This is a genomic window from Advenella faeciporci (assembly GCF_014652395.1).
Taxonomy (GTDB): Bacteria; Pseudomonadota; Gammaproteobacteria; order Burkholderiales; family Burkholderiaceae_B; genus Advenella; species Advenella faeciporci.
This window is the reverse complement of the sequence record NZ_BMYS01000002.1, coordinates 189,363-204,509: the sequence shown is the minus strand read 5'-3', so window position 1 is coordinate 204,509 and position 15,147 is coordinate 189,363. Positions and strand designations below refer to the sequence as shown.

Genomic DNA, 15,147 nt, shown 5'->3' with positions numbered 1-15,147 from the left:
TATGCTGCGATAATGACGACAATGACCGATGATCGTGCAAAAATAATTGGCACGATAATTGCTAAATTTATATTGAATGGCCTGAATGGCTTGCTATTACGCTTTCCCTGGAGAAAACATGACAACCCCACAAGATATCCTGAAGTTGATGAGTGAACGTGAAGTCACTTTTGTTGATTTCCGTTTTACCGATACGCTTGGTAAAGAACATCACATGACTGTTCCTTCCAAAATGGTTGATGAAGACAAGTTTGAGTCTGGTCAGGCTTTTGATGGTTCTTCCATTGCCGGCTGGAAAGGAATTGAAGCATCGGATATGCTGCTGATTCCCGATGCCAATACGGCCCGTCTTGATCCGTTCCGTGAAGAGCCCACCCTGATTCTGACTTGTGATGTGGTTGAGCCTTCCGATCTTAAGGGATATGACCGCGATCCTCGCTCTTTGGCCAAACGTGCCGAGGCTTACCTGAAAGCCAGTGGTCTTGGGGATACCGCTTATTTTGGCCCAGAGCCCGAGTTCTTCGTGTTTGACGGTGTTACCTGGTCGGATGATATGTCCGGTTGCTCATACAAGATCAAGTCTGATGAGGCCTACTGGTCTCGCAGTGAAGAGTCCGAGCAGGGTAACCATGGCCATCGTCCTCGCGTCAAAGGCGGTTATGTGCCTGTTTCACCGGTGGATTCTTTTGCCGACATGCGTTCTGAAATGTGTGTTTTGCTGGAACAGCAAGGCGTACCGGTGGAAATTCATCACCATGAAGTAGCCGGTGCCGGACAGCTTGAAATTGGTACCCGATTCAGCACGCTGGTAGAGCGTGCCGACTGGAACCAGATCATGAAATACACCATTCATAACGTGGCTCATGTCTACGGTAAAACGGCAACGTTCATGCCCAAACCGGTGGTGGGCGATAACGGTTCCGGCATGCATGTTCACCAGTCTATCTGGAAAGATGGTCAAAACCTGTTTGCCGGTAACGGTTACGCAGGCCTGTCTGAGTTTGCCCTGTACTATATTGGCGGCATCATCAAGCATGCACGTGCCCTGAATGCGATTACCAACCCAGGCACCAACTCGTACAAACGCCTGGTTCCCCATTACGAGGCACCGGTAAAACTGGCTTATTCCGCACGTAACCGTTCTGCGTCCATACGTATTCCTTATGTGGGCAATCCCAAGGCACGCCGTGTAGAGGCCCGTTTCCCCGATCCGCTGGCTAACCCGTACCTGGCGTTTTCTGCCTTGATGATGGCAGGTCTGGACGGTGTGCAGAACAAGATCCACCCTGGCGATCCGGCCGATAAAAACCTGTACGATTTGCCCCCTGAAGAGGATAAAAAAATCCCGACCGTGGCTGCTTCACTGGAAGAGGCCCTGGCAGCCCTGGATGCAGATCGTGAGTTCCTGACACGGGGTGGTGTGTTCAGCAATGAAATGCTGGATGCCTATCTGGAATTGAAAATGCAGGAAGTGACCCGTTTGCGTATGACCACGCACCCGGTTGAGTATGATTTGTATTATTCACTGTAAGTCAACGATAGCGAACATACCATGACAGGAGAAACCAATGCGCGTAAACGGCTCTTTTCCTGTCACACTTCAGGATTGCAAGGCACTTGACCTGCTGGCCACAACTGTTTGCATGCTAGACCAGGATGGCATGATTCGGTGGGTGAATAATGCAGGTCAAAGTCTGCTCAAGCGCTCCAGCCGGTCTTTGGAAGGCATGGCTGCCAAAAACCTGTTTGAGGATGATCAGGCGTTTGAACATGCCTTTGAGGCTATTTTGCATGGGGAATTCAGTTCATTCGGGTTGATGGGAAGTCTTATCCAAAACCAGGGGCAGGAAAAGTTGCTGGTGAGTGCTACTTTGCAGCGACTTGAGCAGCAGGCCTGGAGCGTGATTCTTGAAGTGCGGGAAATTGAACAGCACACGCTGGCCGAGCGCAATGAGCGCTTGATTAAAGAGCTTGAAATTCATCAGGAAACCTTTCGCAATTTGGGCCACGAAGTTAAAAACCCGCTGGGTGGATTAAGAGGGGCCGCACAATTGCTTGAGATGGAGTTGTCTGACCCTGCCTTACAGGAATACACGCGGGTCATTATTGCCGAGGCGGATCGTTTGCAGGAACTGGTTGACAGGCTCATCAGGCCGGGGCAAAGCAACCTTAGCTTATCCCTTATTAATATTCATGAGGTTTGTGAACGTGTGCACGCCTTGCTTAAAGCAGAGTATCGCGAGCAGATAACCATTGTGCGTGATTACGATGCGTCAGTACCCGATATGAAGGCGGATATGGCCAAGTTGCTTCAGGCCTATCTTAATATTGGCAGAAATGCCGCACAATCACTGTTGTCAGGAAACCTTAAAAACAAGCCCTGCATTACGCTAAGAACCCGCGTTCTTAACAGGCATTTGTTGCTGAACAGGATGCATCGTCTGGTTGTGGTGGTGTCTGTGATAGACAATGGACCTGGCGTGCCAGAAGCATTGCATGATCGCGTTTTTCATCCCCTGGTAACCGGCCGGCCAGATGGAACAGGACTGGGACTTAGCCTGGCACAAGAGTACGTTCGTCAGCATGGCGGACTCATTGAGTTTGATTCGGTGCCGGGCAGGACAGAATTCAGGATATTGCTACCATTGGACGCCACATGAAAAAAATTTGGGTCATTGATGATGACCAGGCCATTCGTTGGGTGTTGGACAAGGCTTTGCAAAAAGCGGGCATGCAGCCCCGTTGTTTTGAGCGGGTTGGCGATTTGTGGCAGGCTTTGCAAGCCGAACGGCCCGATGTGCTGGTGACTGATATCCGGATGCCTGATATCTCGGGCCTTGAGTTGCTGCGGCAGGTCAAGCAGCAATACCCTGATCTTAACGTGATTGTCATGACCGCGTATACCGATCTTGACAGCACAGTAAGTGCTTTTCAGGAAGGGGCTTTTGATTATTTGGTTAAGCCTTTTGATATTAATGAGGCCTTGGCACTTATTGCAAGGGCTGTTGAACAGGCAGGCCAGAACACGGCCAGTACCGATGCGTCTGCTTCAATGGTTGATAATGACTCTGTCGAGAAGATGATGAGCAAGTCGTCTTCACGTGCGATGCAGGATATTTTTCGTGCCATTGGCAGGCTGGCACCATCCAAAGTGACGGTACTGATTACCGGTGAATCCGGGACCGGCAAAGAGCTGATTGCGCGGGCCCTGCATAAACATGGGGTTCGTGCACACAAACCTTTTGTGGCGCTGAATGCCGCCGCAATACCCAAGGATTTGCTGGAAGCGGAGTTGTTTGGTCATGAGCGGGGCGCTTTTACCGGTGCCAGTCATTTGCGCAGGGGGCGTTTTGAAGAGGCCAATGGGGGCACCCTGTTTTTAGATGAAATTGGAGATATGCCTTTGGATTTGCAAACCCGTTTGCTACGGGTATTGGCCGAGGGCAGTTTTTACCGGATTGGTGGTACCCAGCCTGTTAATGTGGATGTACGTATCATTGCCGCGACCCATCAACCATTGGAAACCAGGGTGGCGCAAGGCAGTTTCCGCGAAGACCTGTTTCATCGTCTTAATGTTATTCGATTGCGGGTGCCGCCTTTACGGGAACGAAAAGAAGATATTCCCCGACTGGTCAGGCATTTTCTTCAGCTTTCTGCCGATGGGTTGGGGGTTCCAGCCAAACGTCTGAGCCCGGAAGCCATGCAGGTGTTGCAGGATTTTGATTTTCCAGGCAATGTCAGGCAACTGGAAAATTTCTGTCATTGGCTGACTGTCATGTCGCCTGCCAATGTTATTGGAAAACCGGATTTGCCCCCTGAGTTGTTAGGCAGCCTGAAATCTGATCATTTACCTGGACACTTGCTGCTCGTGGATAGCAAAAGTCCTGCAAATTTCCTTTCTTCTGGAGAAACGGCACAGCCGTTGAATAAGACATTCAGTAATGATGGTAACGCTGAATCTATGCGGTTGGCCGATAATACCAGCTCAATGGTTTCATCAATGTCCAAGCCGACCAGTGAAGGCTGGTTGCCACTTTTGGAAAAAGAAGTGCTGAGACAACTGGCGTTAGGTACATCGGGCATTATGGACAACTTGACTGCCGAGTTTGAAAAGGCTGTTTTGACCACCACACTTGGCTACTGTAAAGGGCATCGTACCGAAGCAGCCAATCGCTTGGGAATAGGCCGTAATACGGTTACCCGAAAATTGAAATTATTGGGTTTTGATGACGAATAAACGTATTGCTTGATGCCTTAACGCATGAAAGCCTGTTCACGCAAGGTGGAAAGGCTGTCACGGCGAATGAAGTCACTGACTTCTTTGCTGTTCGGGTTATGCATGATCTCATTGGGAGTAGACCATTGAAGCAGTTTTCCATGGCTCATGATGCCGATTTTATCGGCAATCGCAAAGGCTTCGGCCTGGTTATGGGTAACCAGTATGGCACTCAGCTTGTTTTCTTTAAGAATTTCCCGTACTTCAAAGGCCAGTCTTTCACGGCTGTCGGTGTCCAGGTTTGAGAATGGTTCATCAAGCAAGAGGATTTTGGGGGAGGGGGCAATTGCACGGGCCAGCGCAACCCGCTGCTGCTGCCCGCCAGAGAGCTCGTGTGGGTAACGTTTGCGGGTATCTGCCAGATTAATCAGGCTAAGCATTTCTGCGGTGCGGCTTTTAATGTAAGCCTTGTCTTTGTTCTTCAGGCCAAAAGCAATGTTTTGTTCAATGGTTAGATGCGGAAATAAAGCATAGTCCTGAAACATCATGCCAATATGACGGTTTTCCGGCTCTACCATTTTGTCAGGGGCGGATAGCACTATATTGGCCAGTTTTATTTCGCCCGCATAAACCGGCTCAAAGCCGGCAATAGACCTTAAAACTGTTGTTTTTCCACAACCTGAGGGTCCTAGCAAACAACCAATCTCACCCTCTTGCAGGGAAAGGGAAAAATTTTCAACAACGACCTTTAGCTGTTTTTGATGTGGGTAGGCCAGTTTGATCTTATCCAGTACGAGAAGCTGATTCATAGGTTTAATAGTTGGATTTTGTTTGTGATTTGGCCAGTATGATAACCGGTAACAGCCCTGCCAGAACGATGATGAGCGCGGCAATGGCGCCTTCTTCATAAGTGCCTCGGGCAGCCTCGGCATAAAGCCATGTAGACAGGGTTTCAAAATTCAGGGGGCGCAGCAATAAAGTGGCAGAAAGCTCTTTCATGGCATCTACAAAGATAAGCAGGGATGCGGCACCAATGGCTGGCTTGAGCAGGGGAAGGTGAATGTTGAAAAAGGTTTGCCGTGAGGTTTTCCCCAAAATGCGGGAGGCATTTTCAAGGGAAGGGGGAATGCGTGACAGGCCTGCTTCTATGCCGCCAACGGAAATAGCCAGAAAGCGGATGACATAGGCAATGATAATGCCACTCATGCTGCCCATGATATAGAGCTGGGGCGGCAGCTGAAACAAAAATGACAGGCTGTCTGAAATGAAGGTATCTATTAATGCGTAGGGGGTAAGCAGGCCAATCGCCAGTACCGTGCCGGGGATGGCATAACCCAGGCTGCTGGTGCGCACAATGAATTTACCCAGGGTAAAGCGGGGATTTCGCACTACCCAGGCAATTAACAGGCCGCAAATAACGGTAATAAGGGTAGCTACGGCTGCAACTGTAATAGTGTTGAATGTGCCCCTGACCAGGTCATCGGAAACTGTCCCCACCGCTTCCAGGCGTTTTATGCTTTCAGCAACCAGATAAACGGCTGGAATAATGAAGCCGCAAATTACCGGAAACCAGCCTAAAGCCATAGCGATGAGGGCCTGTATGCCACGCAGTTTTTGTGGCTGGATTGGGTGCATGCGTTGTGTGTTTGCGTAGCGCTGGTGGCGTCGTCCATGACGCTCCAGCCAGATTAATGTGGTCACTACAATCAGCATGAAAATGGCAATTTGCGCTGCTCCGGCAAGATTGGAGCGCGATATCCACGTTGTGTAAACGGAAACGGTCAGGGTTTGTATTCCCAGGAACTCGGAAGCGCCAATATCATTCAGGGTTTCAAGCAGCGCCAGGCTAATGCCCACGGCAATGGCAGGGCGAGCCATTGGAATAACCACGCGGAAAAATGCCTCGCGACGGGTGCAACCCAGCGTTCTGGCGGCTTCTATCAGGTTGGCCGCCTGGGTCATAAACATGACACGCGTACTTAAATAGACATAGGGATACAGGACAAAACCTAGCAAAACAATGGCCCCGCTCATAGAGCGGATGTCTGGCAGGCGGAACTGGCGTGGCGAGGTATAGCCAAGCAAGTCGCGAATAACAGACTGTATGGGCCCAAGCGGGTGCATGACATCCAGGTAGGCAAAGGCCATGATGTAGGTTGGAACCGCCAAAGGCAGCAGCAGGGCCCACATAAGTATGTTGCGGGTTGGGAACTGGTATGCGGTGGTCAGCCAGGCACTGCCGGTGCCCAGGCACGCTACCACGAAGGCAACGCCAGCCAGCAGCACTAAAGTATTGCCCAGTGAATTGGGAATAACGTTTTTCAGCAGTCCGCTCCAGTGCTGGAAGTCACCGGAAAAGGCATGCCATAACAGGGTTAGTACGGGAGCAAGCACACAGAAGGCAACACCAAGAACAAGATAGGTCGAAGCATTGAACGATTGTGTTTTTTTTAAGGGTGGTTGTTGCAGTGTGTTTTCTGACATGCTTTAAATAATAGTAAAAGGCGATACGTATGTAACGTATCGCCCTTATTGTAAAACAGTTATGGCCTTAGTTGTCAAAACCTACTTTATCGACCAATTCACTGGCCTGTTTACGGAATTTTGCAATTTCAGTAACAGGAAGGCTGTCTACCCTGAGTTCGCCAATCGCAGTCATGACCGGATCCATTTCTACCCCTTTGCGAATGGGGTATTCGTAATTGGTTTTTGAGTAAAGCTGCTGGGCCTGGTCGGAAACCAGGTATTCCAGCAATTTGACCGCGTTTTCATGGTTGGGTGAGTGTTTGGCAATGGCCGCACCGGTAATGTTGACGTGGGTGCCGCTGCCTTCAGGATTGGCAAAGGTAGGGCGAATAACTTTGATGGCTTCACCCCATTGGTATTGTTCACTGCCGGGTTCGGCGTTTTTCATGCGTCCGACATAGTAGGCGTTACCAATACCAATGTCACAAATTCCACCCAGGATGTCACGGGCGACTTCACGGTCGCCACCCGCTGCCTTGCGGGCTAGGTTGTTTTTGACACCTTTAAGCCATTCTTCCGTTTTTTCAGGGCCGTTATGGGCAATCATGGCGGCAATCAGGCTGGTGTTGTAAGGGTGCTGCCCAGAGCGAATGCAAACCCTGTTTTTCCATTTGGGGTCCGCCAAATCTTCATAGGTGAAGGTTTTCAGGTCCAGTTCTTTGGCAGCATACAGAACCCGGTCACGCAATGAAAAGGCAAACCATTTGTCATCAGCAGCACGCAGGTTTTCCGGGATGATTTCTTTTAATACCTTGGAGTCAACAGGTTGCACCAGATCCTGGTCTACAACATCCAGCAGCTTTCCAATGTCTACGGTCATTAAAACGTCAGCAGGTGATCGCTCGCCTTCGGACTTGATGCGTTCGGGTAATCCATCCTTGATGAAAACCGTGTTGGTTTTAATGCCCGTCTCTTTTTCAAAGGCTTCCAGAATAGGTTGAATCAGCCGGGGTTCACGGGTGGTATAGAGATTAACTTCACCAGAGGCAAACGCTGACAGGCTGATTGTCAGTGCGCTCATTGTGAATAAACTTTTTTTCAATAGGTTTTTTCTGGAAATCATAAGTGATAATACCTGAATATTAATGAGAATGATTATTAAATAGATTAGCTAGGAATTAAAGCATACAATCAATTTTTTTAAAAGTAAATAATTTCTATCCTTGCTGATACATTTACAGTATTATTTATTGGTACCTGTTCAGTAACAAATAAATCATTGGTTTAATAAAAAGGGGTTTATATGAGTAAGCAAATTATTCAAACAGATAAAGCGCCTGCCGCGATTGGCCCATATTCCCAGGCAGTTGTTGTTCCAGTTGGCAGCACGGTTTATTTATCAGGCCAAATTGGCCTTGATCCGGCAACGGGTGATTTGGTTTCTGAAAATTGCGAAGAACAGGTCAGGCAGGCATTTGCCAACATGACTGCGATAATTCATGCGGCAGGCGGATCTTTGAACAGTATTGTCAAGCTAACCCTTTTTGTGACTGATATCCGTAATTTCGGTATTGTCAATTCAGTCATGTCTGAGCTTATTCCACAACCTTTTCCTGCCCGCTCAACGGTAGAGGTCAGTGCTTTGCCTAAAAATGCCCAATTTGAAGTTGAAGCCATTATTGTTGTGTAATACAGCCTTTCTTATTGGGTAAGTGGTCAAGGTGCCTGCAAACGTAGTTCCCCAATCCTCCAGGCCAGGACTCTTGGACAAGAAATTCAAGTCATTGGGCCTGGAGTACGATTTTGATTTTGTCCTTCATTTGCCATTGCGCTATGAAGATGAAACCGCTATCCATAAAATAAACCAGATTTATCCAGGCATGAGTGCACAGCTTGAAGGGGTGGTTACACATTCTGAAGTGGTGTTCAAGCCCAGGAAGCAGCTGCTGGCCACGTTTAAGGATGATACCGGGCAAATTTCACTGCGCTGGATTCATTTTTATCCGAGCCAGCAAAAAATGCTGGAGAAAGGCGGGTTCGTTCGTATTCGTGGCGAAGTACGCGGCAGCAGCATGTGGGGGTTTGAATTAATTCACCCTAAAATAAGCAAGGCCGGCGAAGCCTTGCCCAAAACCCTTACCCCGGTTTATCCCACTACCGAAGGGTTGGCACAACCCAGCATCAGGAAGGCGGTTTTGTCAGCGTTGTCACGCACCGTTCTTGATGATACCTTGCCCAGAGTTATCCAGCAAAAATATCAACTTCCTGATTTTGCACAATCCATTCATGAGCTGCATCATCCGGCTATCGGAACCGACCCTGATGCATTAACACAAAAATTGCATCCGGCCTGGCTAAGAATCAAGTTTGATGAACTGCTGGCCCAACAACTTGCCCTGGCAGCGGCAAGGGCGGCCAGGCAACAGAAAAAATCCTTTCCCATGACGCTTAAACCGGGAAAACTGGCGGCCAGCCTGCTGGCAGGGCTTGAGTTTTCATTAACGACAGCTCAAAAAAAAGTCATTGATGAAATTAATCATGATTTGCAGCAGGAATATCCCATGCACCGCTTGCTACAGGGGGATGTGGGTAGTGGAAAAACGATCGTGGCGGCCATGGCGGCGGCCACCGTACTGGAAAACGGCTTTCAGGTGGCAATTATGGCACCTACCGAGATCCTGGCTGAGCAGCATTTTATCAAGATGAAAAAATGGTTCGGCCCGCTTGGTATTGAGGTGGCCTGGTTAAGTGGCAGCTTGCGAGCCAAAGCCAAGCAGGAAGCTGCAGACAGCATTGCCAGTGGCAAAGCGCAACTCATTATTGGTACCCAGGCCTTAATCCAGAAAAACGTTGATTTTCATCTTTTGGGCTTAATGATTGTAGATGAGCAACACCGATTTGGGGTTGGCCAGCGCTTAAGTTTAAGCCGCAAAGGCGAGCACTTGCTGCAAAACCAATATATGGTGCCCCATCAACTTAATATGAGTGCAACACCCATTCCACGCTCACTGGCAATGACTTTTCTGGCTGACCTTGAGGTGTCGGTTATTGACGAACTTCCCCCTGGTCGTACTCCGGTTATTACCAAGCTGTTTTCCGACAATCGACGGGATGAATTGCTTGAGCATGTCAGGCATGAAGTTAAAAAAGGTCGCCAGGTATATTGGGTTTGTCCCTTGGTTGAAGAGAGCGAGGCGTTGCAGCTGCAAACAGCGGTAGACACGCATGCGCGCTTGCAGGAAGAGCTGGATGATGTGCGAAGTGGCCTGCTGCATGGAAGGCTTAATACTCAGGAAAAAGCCCAGGTCATGGGGGATTTTGTCCGGCACGAACTTGATCTGTTGGTGGCTACCACGGTTATTGAAGTTGGAGTAGACGTACCGAATGCATCCTTAATGATTATTGAACATGCAGAGCGTTTTGGTCTTGCCCAGTTGCATCAGCTGCGGGGCAGGGTGGGAAGGGGGCAGGCCAATTCCGTTTGTGTCTTGTTATATCAACAGCCACTATCCAAGGTTGCCTCGCAACGTCTTAAGGCCATGTATGAAACGACCGACGGGTTTGAAATTGCCCGGCGGGATCTTGAACAAAGAGGTCCGGGAGAGTTTCTGGGGGTGCGGCAATCGGGCCTGGCACTGATGCGATTTGCTAACATAGAGACCGATTACCTGATTGTGGAAAAAGCCAGAGAGGCGGCAAAGGAATTGCGTGAAAATTACCCTGAAGCGGTGACCAGGCATTTGCACCGCTGGATGCGTGGAAAAGAAGATTATATTAGAACCTGATAGATAAGCACTTATTGTATTGAATTGGTGCAATTTGGCATTTGGTTTGGCAAGGTTTCAGTTTTATGTATCTTTTGATAGTTTTTTTTTGATAAAATGATAGATAAAATCTATTATTCGGAATAATCAGGAATTTGCGCGTGACACTTACTGAACTTAAATACATCATTGCGGTTGCACGAGAGCGGCACTTTGGCAGGGCCGCAGAAGCATGCTTTGTGAGTCAGCCTACGCTTTCGGTGGCCATTAAAAAGCTGGAAGAGGAGTTGGGTGTAACCATTTTCGAGCGTGGTGGCAGTGAGGTGGGCGTTACGCCTATTGGTATGCGTATTATTTCACAGGCACAAAAAGTGCTCGAGGAAAGTGCCAACTTAAAGGAAATTGCCAGACAGGGTCATGATCCTTTGGCTGGTCCGCTTAAAGTGGGCATTATACATACCATTGGCCCTTATCTTTTGCCCAAACTTATCCCGGTGCAAATCCAGCAAACACCGCAAATGCCGCTCATACTGCAGGAAAATTTCACGGTTCGCCTGCTAGAGCTGTTACGTCAGGGAGAGTTGGATTGTGCCATCATGGCGTTACCTTTACCAGATGCCGGGCTTGAAATGAAACCCCTGTATGATGAGGATTTCGTGGTTGCCGTTCCTGCCAATCATAGATGGGCCCACGAAAAACTGCTCAGTACCGATGAGCTTAAGCAGGAAACCATGCTTTTACTGGGTTCTGGCCATTGTTTCCGTGACCAGGTCCTGGAGGTCTGTCCGGAAATGTCCCGTTTTTCAGCGGCAGACGATGGCATACAGCGTTCTTTTGAAGGCTCATCACTTGAAACCATCAGGCATATGGTAGCCGCTGGCCTTGGCATTACCTTATTGCCTATTAGCGCCGTCATGGATCAACGGGCCCAGCAAACAGATCTGGTCAAGTACATCCCCATTAAAAAACCGGTTCCAAATCGCCGTATTGTGTTGGCATGGCGTCGCAGTTTTACCAGAACCGCAGCTATTGACGCCTTGGCGCAGGCTGTTTTTTCTTGTGATTTGCCAGGTGTAACAATGTTACCCGATGAAAAACACCAAATGTTATCTGCATTTTCAGCATAATTAATACAGTTTTTCAACGATTGCCGGGTTTGTCAAATGCCTGACATAGTTCTTTATTACGCTAGTGACATATTTTTATGTAACTTGTCAATAAAGGATTTACCCGATGAGCGATCTGGATCGTGACGATATTCCAAGTAACAACAGCAAAGTTGAATCATTTAATGAGATATTAGGAAAGCAGCAGGGCCGCCGTGGTTTTTTAAAAGCCAGTGCGGGTGCCAGTACCATGGCGTTTTTTGGACTTTCCCTTAAGACGACTGCTGCCAGCGCGCAGCCTTCGGTCCCGGGTTCAGCCGCTGCAGTTCCCTCCATGAGTTTCAAGGCCGTTGCTGCAAGCACAGGTGATAAAATCGTGGTTCCGGAAGGTTACCGTTATGCGGTTATTAACCGCTGGGGTGACCCTTTATTTGCCAATTCCCCAAAATGGAAGGGCGATGCCACTGATGATTCTGCTGCACAAGCCATGCAAACGGGTGACAATCATGATGGCATGCATTATTTTCCCATTGATGGCAGCAACACCGAAGGTCTTTTAGTTACCAATCACGAATACATCAACCCAGACTATTTTTTTCCTGCCAATGTTCGCGTTGCCGGTGAAAACTGGAATGAGGACTGGGTTAAAAAATCACAGCGGGCACAAGGTGTTAGCGTAAAACATATCCGTTATGATGGGCAGAACTGGAAAACAGTCCTTGACTCCAACTTTAACCGCAGCATTAATGCCCTTGATACGGAAATGGTTCTTACAGGGCCCGCTGCCGGCCATGATTTGTTGAAAACCAACGCGGACCCAAGCGGTACAGTGGTGTTTGGTACTTTTGGCAACTGTGGTAACGGTTATACCTTGTGGGATACCTATCTTACCTGTGAGGAAAACGTCACCGATTACTTTGGCAGCCTGAAGGAAGGTGTTGAAAGCAATACCCTGATGCAGCGTTATGGCGTTACAACCAAAGCGTCAGACGAGAGCTATCGCTGGGAGACTCATGACAAACGCTTTGATGTGGCTGAAGAGCCCAACGAATGGATGCGTCACGGCTGGATCGTTGAAATTGATCCTTTTGATCCGCAATCAAAGCCGCGCAAACTGACTGCCCTGGGTCACTTCAAACATGAAAACGCCGCCATGACCTTGGCTGCCGACAAGCGTGTTGTAGTTTATATGGGCGATGACCAGCGCAGTGAATATATTTATAAATTTGTCTCTGACGGCAAGTTTGACCCGGCCAACAAAGCCGCCAACCGTTCTTTGCTGGATAATGGCACTTTGTATGTTGCCCGGTTTACTGATGGCGAACAGGTGGGTAACCTGAAAGGAAAAGGCAAATGGATTCCCTTAACCCTTGATACGGTAGGCCTGGATGGCAAAAAATTGGGAGAGCTGTTCAAGGATCAGGGCGAGTTGCTGGTTAAAACCCGCCTTGCCGCAGATGCCGTTGGGGCAACCCCAATGGATCGCCCCGAATGGATTGCCGTTAATCCTCATACCCAGGCAGTGTACGTTACCTTAACCAATAACTCGGATCGCGGCAGTGACAAAGAGCGCAAAGGAACCAATGGCCTGAAACATCCAGGTATTGACGATGCCAATCCGCGTGCAAAAAATCCGTATGGCCAGATTGTTCGCTGGAATGAGTCAGGCAAGGATGCAGCTGCCAGTGAATTTGACTGGGACGTGTTTGTATTGGCTGGCAACCCCGAGGTGCACAAAGAGCCGGGTAACTTAATGGCCGGTACGCAAAACGTGTCAGCCAAGAACCTGTTTAATAGCCCCGATGGACTGGCTTTTGACAAGGATGGCCGTTTGTGGATCCAGACAGACGGCAACTTTTCCGATGCGGGCAACTTTGCCGGTAATGGAAACAACCAGATGCTGGTTGCCATCCCTGAAACAGAAACGGGTAAAGGTGAAATCCGTCGTTTCCTGGTGGGACCTTCAGGCAGCGAAGTGACCGGTATTACCTGGACACCTGATTACAAAACTGTTTTTGTTAACATACAGCACCCTGGTGAGTACGGCAAACATCCACGGGCACCAAAGGTGACGCCTCAGGAGGATCCACTGGCATTTTCCAAGTGGCCTATGGATGACAATGAGGACAAAGAAGGTGGCGGTGGCCGTCCTCGTGCCGCAACTGTTGTGATCTGGCGTGAAGATGGTGGCGTTGTAGGTGCTTGACGTTTCAAGTTTCCGTTTCTGACAGCCGCTTTGGAATCACCCCCTGTTTGTTAAGGGGGTGATTTTTTATCTGCCGTTTTTTGGTCTGGATTTTGCGGGTTTATGCCATATACAAAACCACCTGGTTCAGTGTATGCTTTACAGGCGATTATTCTGTTAATTGGAGATTAAAGAAATGAATAAATCATTCCGTTTTACTTTGTTGGCAAGCGCCATGGGTATTGCAATGGGTATGGGTGTTGCTCAGGCAGAAAACATCAAGATTGCCGTGGTGGGGCCACTAACCGGTCCTGTTACACAATACGGTGATATGGTGCGTGAGGGTGTCAGAACTGCAGTTGAAATGACCAATGCCGCAGGTGGTGTTGATGGCAAACAAATTGAACTGGTTGAGGTTGATGATGCCTGCGAGCCCAAGCAGGGCCCTATTGCTGCAAACAGTGTTGTTAACCAGAAAATCGGTTTTGTGGTTGGTCCGGTTTGCTCGGGTGCAACAGTAGGCGGAGCTGCAGTTTATGATGAACAGGGCGTGGTGATGGTTACGCCTTCAGCCACTGCCCCCAACGTGACTGACGGTAAAAATTTCACATTTGTTTTCCGTACTATCGGACGCGACGATCAGCAAGGTCCTGCAGCAGCCAAATACATTATTGACTCGGTCAAACCCAAAAAAGTGGCTGTTTTGCATGACAAGCAATCATATGGCCAGGGTATTGCCAGCGCGGTTCAGGATAACCTGAAAAAGGCGAATATAGACGTTGTCCTGTTTGAGGGCATTAACGCGGGTGAGTCCGATTACTCTTCAATTATTACCAAAATGAAATCCCAAGGGGTTGATTTTGTTTATTATGGTGGCTACCATCCCGAGATGGGCCTTTTAATGCGGCAGGCAGCAGAACAGGGGCTGAAGGTTAAATTCATGGGCCCGGAAGGTTCTGGTAACCCCGAAATTAACGCGATTGCCGGTGATGCCGTTGAAGGCATGCTGTTAACATTGCCCGCCGATTACTCAAGCCTGCCTGAAAACCAGGAAATCGTGAAAGCCTTTACAGAAAAAGGTCGCAATGCTGCCGGTGCGTTCCAGTTAACCTCTTATGCGGCTACGCAGGCTATTATCAAAGCCATGCTTGAAACCAAAAGTACCGATCCTGAAAAAGTGGCTGAATATTTGCATGCCAATTCGGTGCCAACCGTTATTGGTGACCTGAGCTGGAATGAGCAGGGTGACCTTAAAGATTTTAAATTTGATATTTATACCTGGCATAAAGACGGCAGCAAAACCGCGGTTCAATAATCCGGATTTTTCACTTTAATCATAAAAAACGCTACCCGAAAAGGTAGCGTTTTTTAATGACAGGCTATGGATTTAAAGCGTTTTTTGAAATTAAT

11 protein-coding genes are annotated in these 15,147 nt (G+C 48.7%); 8 read left to right on the top strand and 3 right to left on the bottom strand.

Annotated features, from left to right (window positions below; all coding sequences use genetic code 11):
* The first annotated feature begins 118 nt into the window (after positions 1-118).
* The 3 genes from glnA to ntrC are packed head-to-tail and all read left to right on the top strand — an operon-like array spanning position 119 to position 4,237.
* Positions 119-1,531: a type I glutamate--ammonia ligase gene (glnA, locus tag IE074_RS02760; RefSeq protein ID WP_189383915.1), complete on the top strand. Its 1,413-nt coding sequence runs from the start codon at positions 119-121 to the stop codon at positions 1,529-1,531.
* 37 nt (positions 1,532-1,568) lie between these two features.
* Positions 1,569-2,660: a nitrogen regulation protein NR(II) gene (gene glnL / locus IE074_RS02755; RefSeq protein WP_189383914.1), complete on the top strand. Its 1,092-nt coding sequence runs from the start codon at positions 1,569-1,571 to the stop codon at positions 2,658-2,660.
* Positions 2,657-4,237, top strand: a complete 1,581-nt coding sequence (ntrC, locus tag IE074_RS02750) for a nitrogen regulation protein NR(I) (protein ID WP_189383913.1) — start codon at positions 2,657-2,659, stop codon at positions 4,235-4,237. The genes glnL and ntrC overlap by 4 nt, the downstream gene beginning before the upstream one ends.
* Before the next feature lie 17 nt (positions 4,238-4,254).
* On the opposite strand, the gene IE074_RS02745 is transcribed toward ntrC, so the two are convergent.
* From IE074_RS02745 to IE074_RS02735, 3 genes are all read right to left on the bottom strand, one after another.
* Entirely contained in the window at positions 4,255-5,025 is a 771-nt protein-coding gene (locus IE074_RS02745) for an ABC transporter ATP-binding protein (RefSeq protein WP_189383912.1), read from the bottom strand.
* A 4-nt stretch (positions 5,026-5,029) separates the two neighbouring features.
* Positions 5,030-6,700 carry an ABC transporter permease gene (locus IE074_RS02740; protein ID WP_189383911.1) on the bottom strand — a complete coding sequence of 557 codons (1,671 nt, stop codon included), beginning with the start codon at positions 6,698-6,700 and terminating at the stop codon, positions 5,030-5,032.
* Positions 6,701-6,767: 67 nt separating this feature from the next.
* Positions 6,768-7,763: a Fe(3+) ABC transporter substrate-binding protein gene (locus tag IE074_RS02735; protein WP_229793861.1), complete on the bottom strand. Its 996-nt coding sequence runs from the start codon at positions 7,761-7,763 to the stop codon at positions 6,768-6,770.
* Between the two features lie 222 nt (positions 7,764-7,985).
* On the opposite strand from IE074_RS02735, the gene IE074_RS02730 reads away from it, so the two are divergent.
* The 5 genes from IE074_RS02730 to IE074_RS02710 all read left to right on the top strand — a co-directional run bounded on the left by IE074_RS02730 (position 7,986) and on the right by IE074_RS02710 (position 15,052).
* Positions 7,986-8,372 carry a Rid family detoxifying hydrolase gene (locus IE074_RS02730; protein WP_189383909.1) on the top strand — a complete coding sequence of 129 codons (387 nt, stop codon included), beginning with the start codon at positions 7,986-7,988 and terminating at the stop codon, positions 8,370-8,372.
* Positions 8,373-8,445: 73 nt separating this feature from the next.
* The gene (recG, locus tag IE074_RS02725) at positions 8,446-10,467 is read left to right on the top strand and encodes an ATP-dependent DNA helicase RecG (protein ID WP_189383908.1); all 2,022 of its coding nucleotides are present in this window, start codon (positions 8,446-8,448) and stop codon (positions 10,465-10,467) included.
* Positions 10,468-10,607: 140 nt separating this feature from the next.
* Positions 10,608-11,573, top strand: a complete 966-nt coding sequence (locus IE074_RS02720) for a LysR substrate-binding domain-containing protein (RefSeq protein ID WP_189383907.1) — start codon at positions 10,608-10,610, stop codon at positions 11,571-11,573.
* Between the two features lie 106 nt (positions 11,574-11,679).
* Complete coding sequence (locus IE074_RS02715) at positions 11,680-13,758, top strand: PhoX family protein (RefSeq protein WP_189383906.1); 2,079 nt, start codon at positions 11,680-11,682, stop codon at positions 13,756-13,758.
* Positions 13,759-13,933: 175 nt separating this feature from the next.
* Positions 13,934-15,052, top strand: a complete 1,119-nt coding sequence (locus IE074_RS02710) for a branched-chain amino acid ABC transporter substrate-binding protein (protein WP_189383905.1) — start codon at positions 13,934-13,936, stop codon at positions 15,050-15,052.
* Positions 15,053-15,147: the final 95 nt, after the last annotated feature.

Excerpts from the sequence above, each read along its gene's own strand:
- IE074_RS02730 (WP_189383909.1), top strand. The coding sequence starts at position 7,986 with ATGAGTAAGCAAATTATTCAAACAGATAAAGCGCCTGCCGCGATTGGC.
- IE074_RS02735 (WP_229793861.1), bottom strand. The coding sequence starts at position 7,763 with ATGAGCGCACTGACAATCAGCCTGTCAGCGTTTGCCTCTGGTGAAGTT.
- IE074_RS02715 (WP_189383906.1), top strand. The coding sequence starts at position 11,680 with ATGAGCGATCTGGATCGTGACGATATTCCAAGTAACAACAGCAAAGTT.
- glnL (WP_189383914.1), top strand. The coding sequence starts at position 1,569 with ATGCGCGTAAACGGCTCTTTTCCTGTCACACTTCAGGATTGCAAGGCA.
- glnA (WP_189383915.1), top strand. The coding sequence starts at position 119 with ATGACAACCCCACAAGATATCCTGAAGTTGATGAGTGAACGTGAAGTC.
- IE074_RS02740 (WP_189383911.1), bottom strand. The coding sequence starts at position 6,700 with ATGTCAGAAAACACACTGCAACAACCACCCTTAAAAAAAACACAATCG.
- ntrC (WP_189383913.1), top strand. The coding sequence starts at position 2,657 with ATGAAAAAAATTTGGGTCATTGATGATGACCAGGCCATTCGTTGGGTG.
- IE074_RS02710 (WP_189383905.1), top strand. The coding sequence starts at position 13,934 with ATGAATAAATCATTCCGTTTTACTTTGTTGGCAAGCGCCATGGGTATT.
- IE074_RS02745 (WP_189383912.1), bottom strand. The coding sequence starts at position 5,025 with ATGAATCAGCTTCTCGTACTGGATAAGATCAAACTGGCCTACCCACAT.